General features: G+C 73.4%; 13 protein-coding genes. 9 read left to right on the forward strand and 4 right to left on the reverse strand.

The window, feature by feature from the left end:
* The first annotated feature begins 35 nt into the window (after window positions 1-35).
* The 6 genes from IE272_RS02745 (at window position 36) to IE272_RS02770 (ending at window position 7,205) form a co-directional block, all read left to right on the forward strand.
* On the forward strand, window positions 36-1,082 hold the full coding sequence (locus IE272_RS02745; protein WP_190006174.1) for a Strvi_7410 family MBL fold metallo-hydrolase: 1,047 nt from the start codon (window positions 36-38) through the stop codon (window positions 1,080-1,082).
* A 313-nt stretch (window positions 1,083-1,395) separates the two neighbouring features.
* A complete protein-coding gene (locus IE272_RS02750; RefSeq protein WP_098893024.1) occupies window positions 1,396-2,649 on the forward strand; it encodes an SCO2321 family membrane protein in 1,254 nt (417 codons plus the stop codon).
* Complete coding sequence (locus tag IE272_RS02755) at window positions 2,646-3,356, forward strand: SCO2322 family protein (protein WP_050357857.1); 711 nt, start codon at window positions 2,646-2,648, stop codon at window positions 3,354-3,356. The genes IE272_RS02750 and IE272_RS02755 overlap by 4 nt, the downstream gene beginning before the upstream one ends.
* On the forward strand, window positions 3,353-4,576 hold the full coding sequence (locus tag IE272_RS02760) for an energy-coupling factor transporter transmembrane component T (protein ID WP_050357856.1): 1,224 nt from the start codon (window positions 3,353-3,355) through the stop codon (window positions 4,574-4,576). The genes IE272_RS02755 and IE272_RS02760 overlap by 4 nt, the downstream gene beginning before the upstream one ends.
* Window positions 4,573-6,330 carry an ABC transporter ATP-binding protein gene (locus tag IE272_RS02765; protein ID WP_190006175.1) on the forward strand — a complete coding sequence of 586 codons (1,758 nt, stop codon included), beginning with the start codon at window positions 4,573-4,575 and terminating at the stop codon, window positions 6,328-6,330. Before IE272_RS02760 ends, IE272_RS02765 begins: the two co-directional genes overlap by 4 nt.
* Complete coding sequence (locus tag IE272_RS02770) at window positions 6,327-7,205, forward strand: ECF transporter S component (protein ID WP_190006176.1); 879 nt, start codon at window positions 6,327-6,329, stop codon at window positions 7,203-7,205. The genes IE272_RS02765 and IE272_RS02770 overlap by 4 nt, the downstream gene beginning before the upstream one ends.
* A gap of 15 nt (window positions 7,206-7,220) precedes the next feature.
* On the opposite strand, the gene IE272_RS02775 is transcribed toward IE272_RS02770, so the two are convergent.
* The gene (locus IE272_RS02775; RefSeq protein WP_050357854.1) at window positions 7,221-8,399 is read right to left on the reverse strand and encodes a steroid 3-ketoacyl-CoA thiolase; all 1,179 of its coding nucleotides are present in this window, start codon (window positions 8,397-8,399) and stop codon (window positions 7,221-7,223) included.
* 321 nt (window positions 8,400-8,720) lie between these two features.
* Between IE272_RS02775 and IE272_RS02780 the strand changes: the two genes are divergently transcribed.
* Complete coding sequence (locus IE272_RS02780; RefSeq protein WP_057662395.1) at window positions 8,721-9,974, forward strand: cytochrome P450; 1,254 nt, start codon at window positions 8,721-8,723, stop codon at window positions 9,972-9,974.
* 219 nt (window positions 9,975-10,193) lie between these two features.
* Here IE272_RS02780 and IE272_RS02785 read toward each other — a convergent pair whose 3' ends face one another.
* Together IE272_RS02785 and IE272_RS02790 are read right to left on the reverse strand one after the other, a co-directional pair.
* Window positions 10,194-12,374 (reverse strand): bifunctional glycosyltransferase 87/phosphatase PAP2 family protein, encoded by a 2,181-nt coding sequence (locus IE272_RS02785; RefSeq protein ID WP_229897187.1) that lies wholly within the window; start codon window positions 12,372-12,374, stop codon window positions 10,194-10,196.
* Window positions 12,375-12,556: 182 nt separating this feature from the next.
* Entirely contained in the window at window positions 12,557-13,699 is a 1,143-nt protein-coding gene (locus IE272_RS02790; RefSeq protein ID WP_056706671.1) for a serpin family protein, read from the reverse strand.
* 61 nt (window positions 13,700-13,760) lie between these two features.
* Between IE272_RS02790 and IE272_RS02795 the strand changes: the two genes are divergently transcribed.
* Window positions 13,761-14,249, forward strand: coding sequence for a GNAT family N-acetyltransferase (locus IE272_RS02795; protein ID WP_190006177.1), 489 nt, complete (start codon window positions 13,761-13,763; stop codon window positions 14,247-14,249).
* 82 nt (window positions 14,250-14,331) lie between these two features.
* On the opposite strand, the gene IE272_RS02800 is transcribed toward IE272_RS02795, so the two are convergent.
* Window positions 14,332-16,515: an MDR family MFS transporter gene (locus tag IE272_RS02800; protein ID WP_190006178.1), complete on the reverse strand. Its 2,184-nt coding sequence runs from the start codon at window positions 16,513-16,515 to the stop codon at window positions 14,332-14,334.
* A gap of 270 nt (window positions 16,516-16,785) precedes the next feature.
* On the opposite strand from IE272_RS02800, the gene IE272_RS02805 reads away from it, so the two are divergent.
* On the forward strand, window positions 16,786-17,925 hold the full coding sequence (locus IE272_RS02805; protein ID WP_190006319.1) for a peptidoglycan-binding domain-containing protein: 1,140 nt from the start codon (window positions 16,786-16,788) through the stop codon (window positions 17,923-17,925).
* Window positions 17,926-18,123: the final 198 nt, after the last annotated feature.

Below are 18,123 nucleotides of genomic sequence, written 5' to 3' on the forward strand. Positions count from 1 at the left end.
GTTACAGTGGAGGCCGAACTGCAGAGGGGGAGCCCATGACGCAGGTGACGCAGGTGACCGACCACGGCGGAGGCGTCCACAGCATCAAGGTCCCCATCCCCGACAACCCGCTCGGCCACACCCTGGTCCACCTTGTCGACACCGACCGGGGGCCCGTCCTCATCGACACCGGCTGGGACGACCCGGCCTCCTGGGACACCCTGGTCGCCGGGCTGACCGCACTCGGCACCGCCGTCGCCGACATCCACGGCGTCGTCATCACCCACCACCACCCCGACCACCACGGGCTCTCCGGCCAGGTCCGCGAGGCGTCCGGGGCCTGGATCGCGATGCACGAGGCCGACACCGCGATCGTCCGGCGCACCCGGGAGTCCGAGCCCGGCACCTGGCTCGACTACCTCACCCGCAAGCTCGCCGCCGTCGGCGCGCCGGAGGACCACCTCGCCCCGTTGCGCGCCGCCCGCAGCGGAGGCCGGCTGCGGACCCTGCCGGGTCTGCGCGCCGCCCTGCCCGACCGGGAGATCGTCCCCGGCGAGCTGCTCGACCTCGCCGGGCGACGGCTGCGGGCCGTCTGGACCCCCGGGCACACCCCGGGGCATGTCTGCCTCCACCTGGAGGAGCGGCACCCGGCGGGCCTGGCGGGGTACGGGCGGCTGTTCTCCGGGGACCATCTGCTGCCGGGGATCAGTCCGCACATCGGGCTGTACGAGGACCCCGACGACACGACGGTCACCGATCCCCTCGGCGACTACCTCGCCTCGCTGGAGCGGATCGGCCGGCTCGGGGTCGCCGAGGTACTGCCCGCCCACCAGCACGCGTTCACCGATGCGGGCGGACGGGTGCGGGAGCTGCTGGACCACCACGAGGAGCGGCTGACCGGGCTCCTCGCGCTGCTCGCCACGCCCCTCACCCCGTGGCAGCTCGCGGAGCGGATGGAGTGGAACCGGCCCTGGGAGCAGATCCCGCACGGCTCGCGGTCCATCGCCGTCTCCGAGGCCGAGTCCCATCTGCGGCGGCTCGTGAAGCTCGGCCGCGCGGAGGCCGTGCCGGGCGGGCCCCCGGTGACGTACATCGCGGTCTGACGTCCGGCCCCGTCGTGGCCCGCGCCCCCAGTGACGTACCTGGCGACGTGCAGCTCCCGGCCCCTCTCCTACGGACCGGTAGAGTGGGCAGGTCGTCATCATGCCCGTACAGGGGGAAGCCGGTGCGAATCCGGCGCAGCGCCCCAGCCGTGAACCGTCCGCCCGACGGCAGCCGGACCGCCCTCCGCGGAGCGTGACCGGCTCGGGCCACCGGAACCCCGGTGGCCGGCACCGTCGAGGCATACGGGGCCGGAGCCCGGGGCTCTCGTGCGCCCCGGGGAGTCCGGCCCTCGCAGGAGAGGCCCAGCCAGCCATGACCGTACGCCGCAGCGCAGCCGCGCTCGCGACCACCGCCGTGCTCCTGGGCGCGGCCGCACCTGTAGCGGTCGCCGCGCCGAGTCCCTCCCCGTCGGCGGAGCTGCCGGCCGGGCTCTACGGCACCACGGACCCCACGTACGACGGGGTGTGGCGGCAGTCGCTGGCCTTCCTCGCGCAGAAGATCGAGTACGTCACGCCGTCGACGCAGGCGGTGGAGTGGCTGGCGGGCCAGCAGTGCGACAGCGGGGCGTTCACCTCGTACCGGGCCGACGCCTCCAAGCCCTGCGACGCGTCCACGGTGATGGACACCAACGCCACCGCCGTCGCCGTCCAGGCCCTCGTCGAGATCAACCAGCGCCGCGACGACGCCAACAACGGGGCCGACTGGCTGAAGTCCGTGCAGAACGAGGACGGCGGCTGGGGCTACAACCCCGGCAGCCCGAGCGACGCGAACTCCACGTCCATCGTCATCGGCGCGCTCGCCCGGACCGGTGTCCCGGTCAACGAGCTCACCACCGCCGACGGCAGCACCCCGTACACCGCCCTCCAGTCCCTGGCCATCCCCTGCGGGGACGAGGACGGCGGCGCGTTCGCCTACCAGCCGGGCAAGAAGGGCGAGCTGACCGCCAACCTGGACGCCACCGCGGCCTCGGTGCTCGGCCTGATGGGCAAGGGCATCGCCTCCGGCACGTCCAACGCGGTCAAGGACCCCTCCTGCACGAAGGGCGACGACCTCAGCCCGGAGCAGACCGCCCAGAACGGCTCCTTCTTCCTCGCGGACACCCTGAAGAAGTCGCCGTACCTGGAGCAGGCACCGATGCCGGGCGCCGAGGACACCGAGCCGCAGCCCGACTACGGCAACACCGCGGACGCGGTCGTCGCGCTCGCCGCCTCCGGGCACACGGACAAGGCCGAGGCCTCCGTCGCCTGGCTGCAGAAGAACGCCACGGGCTGGGCGAAGCAGGGCGGTCCGGCCGCCACCGCGCAGCTGATCCTCGCGGCACACGCCACCGGCGCGGACGCCCGCAGCTTCGGCGGGGTCGACCTCGTCAAGCAGCTCAACACGATGGGACCCTCCCCGGCCGCCACCGCCCTCCCCTCGCCCACGCCGACCGGTCCGCAGCCCTCCAGCGGCACCGACAGCGACGACAGCGGGCTGAGCCTGGGGTGGCTGATCGGCATCGGTCTCGCCGCCGGGGCGGGCATCGGCTTCCTGCTCAGCATGCGCCGGAAGAAGCAGCAGCCGTGAGCCGTACGCCGGTCCCGGCGCGACTGCGGAATCCCGTTGTCGCGCTGCTGGCCGCCCTCGTCGCCGCCTCGGCCGTCCTGCTCGGCGCGGGCAGCGCGGAGGCCGCCGGATACCGCTACTGGTCCTTCTGGGACGGCAACGGCAAGAACTGGGAGTACGCCACCCAGGGGCCGTCGCTGCTGCGCCCGGACGACGGTGCGGTCCAGGGTTTCCGGTTCGCCGTGAGCGAGGACTCGGGCGATGCCGCCCAGCCGCGCCGCGCCCCCGACTTCGGGGCGATCTGCGCGGACACCCCGGCGAAGGACGGGCAGAAGCGGGTGGCGCTGGTGATCGACCCCGGTACGGCGGCGGACGCCCCTGACGGGGAGAAGCCGCCCGCGCCGCGCACGGCGTGCGCGCAGGTCGCGCCGGACGCCAGCAGCGCGGAGGCGCTCGCGGCGGTGGCGAAGCCGCTGCGGTACGACAGCAGCGCCATGCTCTGCGCGATCTCGGGCTACCCGAAGTCGGGCTGCGGCGAGCAGGTGTCCGGCGAGGACGGCAGCGCGAAGCCGACACCCTCCACCACCGCATCGGGCAGGACTGCGGACGAGGCCGACGACGACAGTGGAGACGGTGGCGGCGGTCCGTCCGTCGGGCTCCTCGTCGGTATCGGCGCCGTCCTTCTGCTGGGTGTCGCCGCCGTGGTCCAGGCCCGCCGCCGCCGGTGACCGCCTCCCCCGCCCCGGCGTCGGCCCGGCTGCTGCGCCGTGCCCTGCACGCCCCCGAGGCGGACCGCGGCAACGCGCTGCCCGCCGGGGCGTGGTGGCTGTGGGCGCTGGGTCTGGCCACCGCCGCGTCCCGGACGACGAACCCACTGCTGCTCGGGCTGTTGGTCGGGGTGGCGGGGTACGTGGTGGCGGCGCGGCGGACGGACGCGCCGTGGGCCCGTTCGTACGGTGCGTTCGTCAAACTCGGGCTGTTCGTCGTGGCGCTGCGGCTGCTGTTCTCCGTCTTTCTCGGTTCGTCGATCCCCGGCTCCCACACGGTGTTCGTCCTCCCCGAACTGCCGCTGCCCGACTGGGCGCAGGGCGTGCGGATCGGTGGCCGGGTCACCGCCGAGCAACTGGTCTTCTCGCTGTACGAGGGGATGAAGCTGGCCGCTCTGCTGATCTGCGTCGGCGCGGCGAACGCGCTGGCCAACCCGGCACGGCTGCTGAAGTCGCTGCCGGGTGCGCTGTACGAGGCGGGGGTCGCCGTCGTGGTCGCGATGACGTTCGCGCCGAACATGGTGGCCGACGTGGTCCGGCTGCGCACCGCGCGCCGGCTGCGGGGGCGGCCGACCGGCGGTGTGCGGGCCGTGGCGCAGATCGGGCTGCCGGTGCTGGAGGGTGCGCTGGAGCGGTCGGTGGCGGTGGCCGCATCGATGGACGCGCGCGGGTACGGGCGTACGGCGCAGGTCCCGGCCGCCGTCCGGCACACCACGAACGTCCTCACCCTGGGCGGGCTGCTCGGGGTGTGCGCCGGCACGTACGGGCTGCTGGCCGCGCAGGGGGCGGTGTACGGGCTGCCGTTGCTGCTGGCCGGTCTGGTCACGGCAATGGCCGGGCTGCGGCTCGGCGGGCGGCGCTCGGTGCGCACCCGGTACCGGCCCGACCGGTGGGGTGTGCGGGCCTGGCTGGTGGCGTGCTCGGGTGCGGTGGTCGCGGCGGCGATGATCTGGGCGGGCGCGGTGGATCCGGACGCGATGCGCCCCGGTGTCGTACCGCTGACCGCGCCGGTGCTGCCGCTGTGGCCCGCCGCTGCGGTGCTGGTCGGGCTGCTGCCCGCGCTGGTCGCCCCCGTACCGCCGTCCTCGTACGGGACCGGGAAGCCGTCCTCGTACGGAGCCGGGAAGCCGTCCGCGCACGGGACCGGGAAACAGGCTCGTATCGGCAAGGAGCAGGCGTGATCAGGTTCGAGCGGGTCTCCGTGCGGTACGAGGGCACGGAGCGCCCCACGCTGTCCGGTGTCGATCTCACGGTCCCCGAGGGCGAACTCGTCCTGCTCGTCGGCCCCTCCGGTGTCGGCAAGTCGACTCTGCTGGGTACGGTCTCCGGGCTCGTCCCGCACTTCACGGGCGGGCTGCTCTCGGGCCGGGTCACGGTGGGCGGCCGCGACACCCGTACGCACAAGCCCCGCGAACTGGCCGATCTGGTCGGCACGGTGGGCCAGGACCCGTTGGCGCACTTCGTCACGGACACCGTCGAGGACGAGCTGGCGTACGGCATGGAGTCGCTGGGTCTCGCCCCCGACGTGATGCGCCGCCGGGTCGAGGAGACGCTCGATCTGCTGGGGCTGGCCGAGCTGCGCGACCGGCCGATCGCGACCCTGTCGGGCGGCCAGCAGCAGCGGGTGGCGATCGGTTCGGTGCTCACCCCGCACCCGAGGGTGCTGGTGCTGGACGAGCCGACCTCCGCGCTGGACCCGGCGGCTGCCGAGGAGGTCCTCGCGGTGCTCCAGCGGCTGGTGCACGACCTGGGCACGACCGTGCTGATGGCCGAGCACCGGCTGGAGCGCGTGGTGCAGTACGCGGACCAGGTCGTCCTGCTGCCCGCCCCGGGCGCCGCCCCCGTGATGGGGCCGCCCGCCGAGATCATGAAGGTGTCGCCGGTTCGGCCGCCGGTGGCCGAGCTGGGACTGCTCGCGGGCTGGGACCCGCTGCCCCTGTCGGTGCGGGACGCCCGGCGCGGGGCGGGCGGGCTGCGGGAGCGGCTGGCGGACGCGTCGCCGCCGGAGACCGCGTCGGTCCCGGAGCCGCCCGCGCCCCCGGAGGCGCCGGGGGAGCCTGGGAAGCCGGGGATGCCGGGGGCGGCCGTTCCGGTCGCTGCCGAGCGGCAACGGACCGGCCGGTTCGCCCGGCTCCTGGGGCGCGGGGCCGGCGCCCCGGCCGCCCCGGTCGCCGATCCGGTCACCCGGGTCGACGGGCTCGGGGTGCGGCGCGGCCGGGTCGAGGCGCTGCGGCGGGTGACGCTCACCGTGGCCCCGGGTGAGACGGTGGCCCTGATGGGCCGCAACGGTGCCGGCAAGTCCACGCTGCTCGGCGCGCTCGTCGGCATGATCGAGCCCACCTCGGGCACCGTGCGCGTCGGCGGCCTGGCCCCGGCCCGGACGGACCCCCGGGCGATGGTGCGCCGGGTCGGCCTCGTACCGCAGGAGCCGCGCGATCTGCTGTACGCGGACACGGTGGCCGCCGAGTGCGCCGCCGCCGACCGGGACGCGGGCGCGGCGGAGGGCACCTGCCGGGCGCTGGTGTCGGAGCTGCTGCCGGGCGTCGGGGACGACACCCACCCCCGGGACCTCTCCGAGGGCCAGCGGCTCGCCCTGGCACTGGCACTGGTACTGACGGGCCGGCCACCGCTGTTGCTGCTGGACGAGCCGACGCGTGGTCTGGACTACGCGGCGAAGGCCCGGCTCGTCGGCGTGCTGCGCGGTCTGGCGGCCGAGGGGCACGCGATCGTCCTGGCGACGCACGACGTGGAGCTGGCGGCCGAACTGGCGCACCGGGTGGTGATCCTCGCCGACGGGGAGGTCGTCGCGGACGGCCCGACCGGGCGGGTGGTGGTCTCCTCCCCCGCGTTCGCCCCGCAGACGGCGAAGATCCTGGCCCCGCAGGAGTGGCTGACCGTGTCCCAGGTACGCGCGGCGCTGGAGGCGGGAGCGTGAAGGGGACGGCGACGGAGATACGGGAGCGGGCTCCCCGGCCCGTGCGGCTCGGGCCGAAGTCGGTGGCCGTGCTGCTGCTGACCGGGGCCGTCGGCGTGGTCGCCTTCGGGTGGCCGCTGCTGGCGGACGCCGGGTCCGGGCTGGCGCACGCGAAGGACGCGCCCTGGCTGTTCGCGGCGCTGCTGCCGCTGCTGGTCGCGGTGGTCGTGGCGACGATCTCCGAGTCCGGGATGGACGCGAAGGCCGTCGCGATGCTCGGCGTGCTGGCCGCGGTGGGCGCGGCGTTGCGCCCGCTCGGGGCCGGCACGGCAGGGCTGGAGCCGATGTTCTTCCTGATGGTGCTGAGCGGCCGGGTGCTGGGGCCCGGGTTCGGGTTCGTGCTCGGTTCGGTGACCATGTTCGCCTCGGCGCTGCTGACCGGCGGGGTCGGGCCCTGGATGCCGTTCCAGATGCTGTCGATGGGCTGGTTCGCCATGGGCGCGGGGCTGCTGCCGGGGGCGGACCGGCTGCGCGGGCGGGCCGAGTCGGCGATGCTGGCGGCGTACGGCTGCGTGGCGGCGTCCGCGTACGGCACGGTGATGAATCTGCAGGGCTGGCCGCTCATCGCCGGGCTGGGTTCGGGGATCTCGTTCGTCGCGGGCGACCCGCTGCACGAGAACCTGGTGCGCTTCCTCGCCTACTGTGCGGCGACCTCGCTGGGCTGGGACCTGGGGCGGGCGGCGCTGACCGTGGTCCTGACCCTCACGCTCGGCCCGACGCTGCTGAGGGCGCTGCGCCGGGCCACCCGCCGTGCCGCCTTCGACGCGCGCGCCGTGTTCGGGGAGCCGGAGGAGCCGGGGAGGCAGCCCGGGGGGACGGCCCCGGGCCCACCGTGAAGTGCCGTTACGGGGTCACAGCCGCTGGATGATCGTGCCCGTCGCCAGGGCGCCTCCCGCGCACATCGTGATGAGCGCGAACTCCTTGTCGCGGCGTTCCAGTTCGTGCAGGGCCGTGGTGATCAGCCGGGCGCCGGTCGCGCCGACCGGGTGGCCCAGCGCTATCGCGCCGCCGTTGACGTTGACCTTCTCCAGGCCGTCGAGGTCCGCCTCGAACTCCTGCGCCCAGCTCAGCACCACCGACGCGAACGCCTCGTTGATCTCGACGAGGTCGATGTCCCGCAGCGTCATGCCCGCCTTGCCGAGCACCGCCCGGGTCGCGTCGATCGGGCCGTCCAGGTGGAAGTGCGGGTCGGATCCGACCAGGGCCTGGGCCACGATCCGGGCCCGGGGCTTGAGCTTGAGGGCCCGTGCCATGCGCTTGGAGGACCACATGATCGCGCAGGCGCCGTCCGATATCTGCGAGGAGTTCCCGGCGGTGTGGATCGCGCTGGGCATGACGGCCTTCAGCCCGGCGAGCGCCTCCATCGAGGTGTCGCGCAGCCCCTCGTCCCGGTCCACGAGCCGCCACATGCCCTGGCCGGCCGCCTGCTCCTCCTCGGTGGTCGGCACCTGGACGGCGTACGTCTCGCGTTTGAAGCGCTCCTCCGCCCAGGCGGCGGCGGCGCGCTGCTGGGAGAGCAGGCCCAACGCGTCGACCCGCTCCCGGGTCAGGCCGCGCTTGCGGGCGATGCGCTCGGCGGCCTCGAACTGGTTGGGCAGGTCGATGTTCCACTCGTCGGGCCAGGGCTTTCCCGGGCCGTGCTTGGAGCCGCTGCCGAGCGGCACCCGGGACATCGCCTCGACGCCGCAGCTGATGCCCACGTCGATGACCCCGGCGGCGACCATGTTGGCGACCATGTGGGACGCCTGCTGCGAGGAGCCGCACTGGCAGTCGACGGTGGTGGCGGCGGTCTCGTACGGCAGCCCCACCGTCAGCCAGGCGTTGCGGGCCGGGTTCATGGACTGCTCGCCGGCGTGGGTGACGGTGCCGCCGACGATCTGTTCGACGCAGTCGGCCTGGATGCCGGTGCGGCCGAGAAGTTCACGGTAGGTCTCGCCCAGCAGATAGGCGGGGTGCAGATTGGCGAGCGCGCCTCCGCGCCTGCCGATGGGAGTGCGTACGGCTTCGACGATGACGGGTTCCGCGGCCATGAGCTCGTCCTCTCCTCGCGCTTCCGCAGGGGGCGTCCCGGCGCCCGCGGAAGGAACTAGTACGCGTTCTAGTTCTGCTAGCAGTCTCGTGACGGCGACCCGGCTGCGCAAGGGGCGTGCACGCACTGCGCGTACGCCCCTCCGGTGGCGCGGCGAACCCCCGCCGGTCCGGAGGAAACAGATCCGGCCACGGCTCTTGCCACTTGTAGAACTCGTTACTACCTTTCGGGCAACTTCTGATGGAGCGTCAGACAGTAGCGGCCGCCGGACAGTCGCAGCCGTCGGACGGTTCGCCAACAGTTCCGGAGTGGAGAGGTGCCCATGCGCTGCCCCCATCTGCCCGACGGGTTCGACTTCACCGACCCCGACCTCCTCCAGGCCCGCGTGCCGCACCCGGAGTTCGCCCTGATGCGGGAGACCGCGCCGGTCTGGTGGTGCACCCAGCCCCACAACATCTCCGGGTTCGGCGACGAGGGCTACTGGGCCGTCACCCGTCACGCGGACGTCAAGTACGTCTCCACACACCCCGAGTTGTTCTCCTCGAACACCAACACCGCCGTCATCCGCTTCAACGAGACGATCAGCCGCGACCAGATCGACGTCCAGAAGCTGATCATGCTGAACATGGATCCGCCGGAGCACACCCGGGTCCGCCAGATCGTCCAGCGCGGCTTCACCCCGCGCGCGGTGCGCTCGCTGGAGGCGGCCCTGCGCTCCAGGGCCCGCTCCATCGTCGAGACCGCCCTGGCGTCCGCCGACACCGACGGCTCCTTCGACTTCGTGACCGACATCGCGGTGGAACTCCCGCTCCAGGCCATCGCCGAACTCATCGGCGTACCGCAGGAGGACCGCTCCAAGATCTTCGACTGGTCCAACAAGATGGCCGCGTACGACGATCCGGAGTACGCGATCACCGAGGAGGTCGGCGCCGAGGCGGCGATGGAGATCGTGGCGTACTCGATGAACCTGGCGGCGGCCCGCAAGGAGTGCCCGGCCCAGGACATCGTGAGCCAGCTCGTCGCGGCGGAGGGCCAGGGGAACCTGTCCTCGGACGAGTTCGGGTTCTTCGTGATCCTGCTCGCGGTGGCCGGGAACGAGACGACCCGTAACGCGATCAGTCACGGCATGCACGCCTTCCTCACCCACCCCGAACAGTGGGAGCTCTACAAGCGGGAGCGCCCGAAGACCACGGCCGAGGAGATCGTGCGCTGGGCGACCCCGGTCGTCTCCTTCCAGCGGACCGCCACCCAGGACCTGGAGCTGGGCGGTCAGCGGATCAGGAAGGGCGAGCGGGTGGGGCTGTTCTACTCCTCGGCCAACAACGACCCCGAGGTGTTCGACGCCCCGGAGGCCTTCGACATCACCCGCGACCCCAACCCGCACCTCGGGTTCGGGGGCGGCGGCCCGCACTTCTGCCTGGGCAAGTCGCTGGCCGTCATGGAGATCGACCTGATCTTCAACGCCATCGCGGACGTGCTGCCGGACCTGCGACTCCTGGAGGACCCGCGGCGGCTGCGTTCGGCCTGGCTCAACGGGATCAAGCAGCTCCAGGTGACCACGGTCCCGGCCACCTGACACACCGGCTGTCCGGTGCGGTCCGTGCGGTGCGGTCCGGTGCGGTCCGGTGCGGTCCGCACGGTGGCGGGTGACACCGGCCCGAGTGGCGGGCGGCACCGGCCCGGCGGACCATGGAAGGACGCGGCGATCCATGCCGAAGGGGTGCCGGGACGGTCTTCCAGCCGTCCCGGCACCCCTTCGGCCCGTTCCGCCCGGCGCGGCCGGGATCTGCTGCCGCTACTTGCCGCCGACCTTCTCGGCCACTTCGGCGTCCGCGTCGCTCACCTCGGCGACCGCGCCGCGCTCGGGCACGGCGGCAGGTTCGGGGTCGTCGGGGACGGACTCAAGGACGGATTCAGGGCCGGGGCCGGGGACGGATTCGGGGTCGGCGGGCTGTGACGTCGTCCGCGCGGGTTCCGCCGTCCGCTCCTCGCCGGTCAGAAGCTTCCTCGGCCCCGACAGCAGATACGTCAGCCCGAAGCCCATCGCCACGACGAGCGCGCCGCCGGCCGCGTCGAGCACCCAGTGGTTGGCGGTGGCCACGATCGCGGCGATCGTGAAGAGCGGGTGCAGCAGGCCCAGCGCCTTCATCCACAGCTTCGGGGCCAGCATCACGATCACCACACCGCACCACAGCGACCAGCCGAAGTGCAGCGACGGCATCGCCGCGTACTGGTTGGTGACGGTGGTCAGCGTCCCGTAGTCGGGCTTCGCGAAGTCCTGCACCCCGTGGACGGTGTCGATGAAGCCGAGGCCGGGCATGAGCCGGGGCGGGGCCAGGGGGTAGAGCCAGAAGCCGACGAGCGCCAGCAGGGTGGCGAAGCCGATGGACGAGCGGACCCAGCGGTAGTCGGCGGGGCGGCGCGCGTAGAGCACGCCGAGGATCGTCAGCGGGACGATGAAGTGGAACGTGGAGTAGTAGTAGTCGAAGAACTCACGCAGCCAGGTGATCTGCACGACCGTGTGGTTGACCCAGTGCTCGATGTCGATGTGCAGCCACTGCTCGATGGCGTGGATCTGCCGGCCGTGCTCCTCGGCGAGCGGGCGGCCCGCCCTGGCGGCGAGACGGACCTGGGCGTAGGCGTCGTAGACGACCCGGATGAGCAGGAGTTCCAGCAGCAGGTTGGGGCGGGTGAGGACCCGGCGCCAGAACGGCAGGAGCGGCACGCGTCTCCAGCGCGCCGCGACCGGCTTCGCGTAGTCGGTGGGGACCGGGTGCTGCCAGTACGACGAGGTGCGGGGCACGAACGGGGCGAGGCACGCCGCGCCGAGCGCCACGAGGAGCAGCACGTTGTCGCGGACCGGGAAGAGCGCCTCGATGTTCGGCAGCAGCATCGTTCCCGGCAGGGTGACGACCAGCAGCACCACGGACGGCCAGACCAGCCGGTCGGAGGCCCGCTTGCCGACCTTGCCGACGACCGCGAGGAGCACCCAGAGCAGCTGGTGCTGCCAGGCGGTCGGCGAGACGGCGACCACGACGCAGCCGGTCACGGCCACCGCGAGGAGCAGCTGCCCGTCCTGCGCGTACCGCACCGCGCGCCGCAGACCGACGACCACGACGGCGGCGGAGAGCACCAGGAACAGGGCGATCTCCACAGGGCCTTCGAGGCCGAGCCTGAGCAGCGCCCCGTGCAGGGACTGGTTGGCGAGGCTGTCCGGCCGCTCCCCCAGTCCGACACCCGCGAGATGGTGCACCCAGTACGTCCACGAGTCCTGCGGCGACGCGGCCCAGGCGGCGACCGTGGCGAGGGCGAAGGTCACGCCCGCGCTCAGCGAGGCCTGCCGCCTCCCGGTCAGCCAGAGCAGGGCGGCGAAGAGCAGCAGCACCGGCTGGAAGGCGGCGGCGAGGCCGACGAGAACGCCCGCCGCCCGGTGCTCCCGGACGACGAACCAGGCCAGGAGCACCAGCAGGACGGGCAGGATGCTGGTCTGGCCCAGGTGCAGGGCGTTGCGGACCGGCAGCGACAGCATGAGCAGGCTGATCGCGACGGGGGCCGCGAACAGGGCCGTCCGGCGGCCCACCGGCGAGGGCAGCGCCCGGGCGACGACGAGGCCGAGGGCGACGACGAGCAGCAGGGACCCGAACGTCCACGCGACGCCCAGGCCTTCCTGGGCCGAAGCGGTGAGAGGTTTCAGGACCAGCCCGGCGAAGGGCGTGCCGGTGAACCGGCCGCTGTCGTACAGCGAGCCCGCCACGTGCAGGACGCCGTTCTCCCCGGTCCAGGTCTCCAGATCGAGGAGCCGTTCCCCCGGTGGCTGCCGGAGCACCACCGCCACCTGCCGTACCGCCAGCACGGCCACGACCAGCCAGAGCAGGGCCCGGGTCAGCCCGGTCCCCGCTCCCGTGTCCGCCGCCGCGTCACCGCGCACACTGTGATCCGCATTCACCACGCTGCGCCGACCCTCCCACCGTTCCATGCATCGCCCCTTCGAGTGGGGCCATGCCGGATGAAGCCTCGCATTGCCCTACGAGGTAGACACAATCAACCCCCTCTTTGCCTGACTGTCATCCTGCTTCGGTCCGGAAGAAGTCGTCCGTCGGGATGACAGGGGCCCTGACCCGGCCTCGGGCCCCCCGGGGGCCCGAGGAAACCCGGGCCTCAGGCGTTCGGGTCGTCAGGGGCCTCCGCCTGCCAGGCGGTGAACAGCGGGGTGTCCTCGGTCCCGGCCAGCACGACGACGCCGAAGGGGCGGTCGAAGGCGATGTGGTGCACCCGCTGCGGCCGGGGGGCGGAGCCCGCCCGCATCGCGACCACCGTCACGGCCGCGGCCTCCACGCCCTCCTCGGCGATCTTCAGCACGGCCTCCTGGACCACGTCGGAGATGGCGAGGGGTTCGAGCGAGAGACCGGAGAAGTCCGCGGCGTCCGTCAGGGCCAGCCGGACGCCGAGGGAGGCGAGCTGCCCGGTGACGGGTACCCGCGTCCGCAGGGTGAGCCGGGGCAGCCCGATGGTCACCCGGTCGGTGTCCAGCGGGACGCCCCCGGCCCTCGGCGCCCAGCCCACGGGCAGCACCCGGGCGGCCCCGGCCCCCGGCTCCCCCAGGACGAGGCGGACCCGGGCCCCGGGGCCGCCGCCCGGTTCCGTCGCGCAGCGCAGCTCGACGACGTACGCCCCGCCGGCCGTCCAGGCGTCGGCCGGCGGCACGTCCTTGACCATGGTCGGCACCGGTGCGACTGTCCCCGCCGCATCGGTGAACGGCAGGTCGTGGGTCCGCCAGGCCTCGAACGGCTTCTCCCAGCGGGCCTTCAGCGCCAGGACGTTCGCCAGCGCGAGCAGGGTCTCGTCGGTGATCTCCAGCGGCAGCCGCTCGATCAGCCCCCCGGTGGCCTCGCGGACCCAGGCGTCGGCTGCCGCCGGGTCCATCGGGTCGAAGCGGACGTCCGGCAGCGCCTCCTGGAACGCGGGGAGGACGGGCACCCGGCTCCAGACCCGGGTGGCCACGCCCAGCGCCCCGGTCCCGGCCAGCTCGCGGGCCAGCGCCGTGACGACGGGCGCTGCCTCCCGGTCCGCGGTGCCGAGGAGGGCCCGCAGCTCGGCCGCGGTCGCGCCGCGTGCACCGGCGGCCACGGCGGCCAGGGCGAGCCAGAGCCCGGCGGGCGAGCACACGAAGCCGGTGCCCGTCCCCGTACCGCCCCGGCCCTCTCCCGCTGCCATGCCGTCCCGTATCCAGCGCTCGGCGAGGCGCTGGACGGCTCCGGTCGTGGTCGTGGCGTCGGTCGCGGTCACGGACACATCAGTCACTGCTGCCCCCTACAGGTAAATTGCGTCGTCGTTCGGCCGTGCGGCAGCAAGAATGCCCCACATGACCTGGACCGTGGCCGCCGAACGATTCGACTCCCCCGACGCGAACGCACTGCGCCGGGACTACTACGACGAGGTCGCGAGCCGTTACTGGCAGCGGCCCGCGACCGCTGGGGAGATCGACGACGGGCTCCACGGCGACGGAGCCGACCTGCTCGCACCGCCGACCGGGCAGTTCGTCGTCGGCCGGTACGGGAGCAGCGCCGCGAGCTGCGCCGGGCTGGTGCTGACGGAGTCCGCCGGGCCGGGCACGGCGGAGCTGACCCGGGTGTACGTACGCCCGGCGTTCCGGGGCACGGGCGGCGGCGGGCTGCTGCTGGCCGCGGTGGAGGAGGCGGCGAGGGCGTACGGCGTACGGCTGCTGCGCCTGGACACCCGCAACGACCTGGTCGAGGCGCGCGGGCTGTACACGAAGCACGGGTACCGGGAGGTGCCGGCGTTCCACCGGCGCAACCCGTACGCGGAGCACTGGTTCGCCAAGGAGCTGTGACGGCGGCGCCCGGGCCCGGGGACGCGCCCGGCGCTCACGCGGGCGGGCGCTCACGCGGGCGGGCGTTCTGGCAGGCGGGTGCTCAGGGGGGCGGGTGCCGGCGGCCGTGATCGTCGCCGTCGTCGGAGCGCCGGTCGTGGCTCTCGCGGCCGTCGAGGCGCCGACCGAGGCCATCACGCTCGTCGAAGCGCCGTTCAAGGGCCTCGCGTTCGTCGTGGCGCAGATGGGCCTCGTGGTCGCGGGGTGGCTGCGGGAAGTGGGGGCGCTCCCTGGTCGAGCCGCTGACCTCGGCGGTCAGTTCGCTGACGAGTTTGACCAGGTCGGTGGGGCGCTCGGGGCCCCACCAGTCGCCGAGGAGTTCGGCGAGGGAGTCCTCGCGGGCCTGCGAGAGCCGGACGACGGCCTCGGCCCCGGTGTCGGTGAGGATCATCTGCAGTCCCTCCCGGCGGGCCAGTCCGCGTTCCTCGACCTGCCGGGCCGCATCGGTGATCACGTGCAGCGGTACGGGTGCCGTCTCGGCGAGCCGGGCGGGTTCGACGGTGCCGTGCCGCTTGATCCGCAGGAGCAGCCAGCTGGCGGCGGGCAGCAGGTCGTACCCCGCCCGCGCGGTGATCTTCTCGTAGATCTCGCGGCGGCCCTCCCGGGTGGCGAGCACCGAAAGCGCGCGGGCGCACTCGTCGTACGAGGAGCGCTCGACGGGGTTGGAGGCGAGTGTCTGACTGGTGTCGGGGGCGGTCACCGAGCCCCGGAGCTTGTCCTCACGGAGGAACCAGGCGAGGACGAAGGCCAGGAGGACCACCGGGACGGCGTACAGGAAGACGTCCGTGATGGACGTGGAGTACGCGCCGAGGACGGAGGGCCGCAGGTCGGCCGGGAGTTGCCCGATGGCCCGGGGGTCGGCGGCCAGCCGCCCCGCGTCGACACCCGTCGGCAGCGACTGCCCGGCGAGCGCGTCCGTGAGCTGCCCGGTCAGCCGGTTGGCGAAGATGGTCCCGAAGATGGCCACGCCGAACGCGGAGCCGATGGACCGGAAGAACGTCACACCGGAGGTGGCGACACCGAGGTCCTGGTAAGAGACGGAGTTCTGGGCGACCAGGACGAGGACCTGCATCACCAGGCCGAGACCGGCGCCGAAGACGAAGAAGTAGGCGCTCATCAGCCAGGTGGAGCTGTTCTCGTCGAGCTGGTGGAGCAGCAGCAGCCCGACGGCGGTGATGGCCGTGCCCAGGATGGGGAAGACCTTCCAGCGGCCGGTCCGGCTGACGATCTGGCCGGACCCGGTCGAGGTGATCAGCAGGCCGAACACCATGGGCAGCATGTGCACGCCGGACATCGTCGGGGTGATGTCGTGGACCACCTGGAGGAACGTCGGCAGGTAGGTCATCGCGCCGAACATGGCGAAGCCGATGACGAAGCTGATCACGGCGACGAGAGCGAAGGTCCTCATCCGGAACAGTTTCAGCGGCAGCACGGGCTCGACCGCGCGCCGCTCGACGGCGATGAAGGCCACGAGCAGCACGACGGCGAGCACCGCGAGCCCGATGATCTGCGGGGAGCTCCAGGCCCAGGTCGTACCGCCGAGGGAGGCGACGAGCACCAGGGCGGTGGCGACGGACGCGATGAGGAAGGTGCCGAGGTAGTCGATGGTGTGCTTCTCGCGGCGGACCGGGATGTGCAGGACGGCCGCGATGACGACCAGCGCGACGACGCCGATCGGCAGGTTGATGTAGAAGACCCAGCGCCAGCTGAGGTGTTCGGTGAAGAAGCCGCCGAGGAGCGGCCCGAGGACGCTCGTCACGCCGAAGACCGCACCGAAGAGCCCCTGGTACTTGCCGCGTTCGCGCGGTGTGACGAGGTCGCCGACGATGGCCATCGACAGCACCATGAGCCCGCCGCCGCCGAGTCCCTGGAGGGCGCGGAAGCCGATCAGCTGGGGCATGTTCTGGGCGACTCCGCAGAGCGCGGAGCCGATCAGGAAGATCACGATCGCGGTCTGGAAGAGCTTCTTGCGGCCGTACTGGTCGCCGAGCTTGCCCCACAGCGGGGTCGCCGCGGTGGCCGCCAGCAGGTAGGCGGTCACCACCCAGGACAGGTGGTCGAGGCCGCCGAGTTCGCTGACGATCGTCGGGAGCGCCGTGGAGACGATGGTCTGATCGAGTGCCGCGAGCAGCATGCCGAGGAGCAGCGCCCCGATCGCCACCAGGACGCTCCGGTGGGACTGTCCCTCACCGGGCGCCGGGGGGGACGGGCTCAGCTGCTGGGCCATGGGCGTCTCCTCGATCCGCTGAAATCCACTGATCCACTGATCCGCCGGTCCACTGATCCATGGGTCCGCTGATCCACTACACCCCCATCCTGGACGTTTTGCCCCAATACGGCCTGCCGGGGGCGGGCCGAGCCCCAGCAGGCCGTTGGGCTTCCCCGGAGCGGGCTGCATAATCGCAGGCAGCTCAAGGGGAGGGGACCCACGATGACCGGACACGCATGCCCGGAGTGCGGGAGACGGACGGCCGGGGAGCCCGGCACGGAACACCGGGTGCCGTGCCGGTGCGGCGCCGACGCGCCTTCGGCGCGGCTCACGGAGGACGAACAGCGCGCCGCCCGTACGGCGGAGATCGCCGCGGCCGAGGACTTCGACCCGCTGCGCATCCGGCCGTACGTGACGCTGACCGACCACACCGGGGTGGCCGGGGACGGGGCTGCGGACGGGGCCGGGGGGCCTCGGTCCGGGTTCTCCGGTACGTGGGAGGGCGCGGCTTCCGGTACGCGGGAGGGCGCAGCTTCCTGGACCGGCACGCCGGAGCCCGACGCAGCAGGCCCCGCAGGAGCCGTGGGGGCTGCTGGAGCCGCGGGAGCTGCGGGGGCCGCGATCGATCCGGGGGCGGCGGCGACCACGATGCCGCTGTTCCTGGGTGGCGACGGCCCGGACGCGAACCCGGGCGTGGGCAGCCCCGGCGGGGCGACGTATCCCGTGCCGGACGGGAGCCGGAGGCGCACCGCGACCGCGGGCCCCGTCTTCGACCCCGACCCCGTGCGGCCGCGCCGCAGGCGCCCCTTCGGGGCGCTCGCCGTGGGGGCGGCCGTGGCCGCCGTGGTCGGCACGGCGGCTTTCGCCGGCGGACTGTTCGGCGGTGACGACAGCACGGACGAGGCGCTGCCGGAGGCCACCACGAGCGCCCCGGACACCGAGGACGAACCGGCCGCGTCGGTGGCCCCGTCCCCCTCCGCGTCGACCGCTCCGCCCCGTACGCAGTCTCCATCGGCCACACCGTCCGCATCGCCGTCCGCGTCCGCCTCGCCGACGAAGAGCCGCGAGCCCTCGCCGACCGCCACCACGGCCGCGTCCGCGTCGCCGACGGCGAGCGCCTCGCCCGCCCCGGACGGCGGCGCCCCGCCGGCCGCACCGTCGGCCGCCCCGCCCGCGGGAGTGACCGGCGGTTCGCTGCGGCCCGGCGACCGCGGTCCGGAGGTCGCCGAGTTGCAGATCCGGCTCCGGACGGTCGGGGAATGGCTCTACTCGGGGCCGGTCGACGGGAGCTCCTACAGCGACCAGGTGGCGTACTCCGTGGCGGTCTACCAGTCGTACAAGGCGATCCAGGGCGACCCTGCGGGCGTGTACGGGCCGAACACCCGGCGCGCGCTGGAGGCGGAGACGAACGGGCGCGGGCGCCACTGAGCCCGGCCGCCGAGCAGGGGATTGGCGTTCCGGCCCCGGTTTTTGTATCGTGATGGAACAAAGTAGCTCCCGCCCGCACTCCCTGACCGGCGGGCGGGGGTTGCTCTGGTCCACCGCACGCGGTAGCGCACACCGTGTACGGCACACCCTTCGCAGCCCGTGTACGCCATGCCCCGCGGCACGCGCACCCGGGCTGTT

This window comes from Streptomyces anulatus, from assembly GCF_014650675.1.
GTDB lineage: Bacteria > Actinomycetota > Actinomycetes > Streptomycetales > Streptomycetaceae > Streptomyces > Streptomyces anulatus.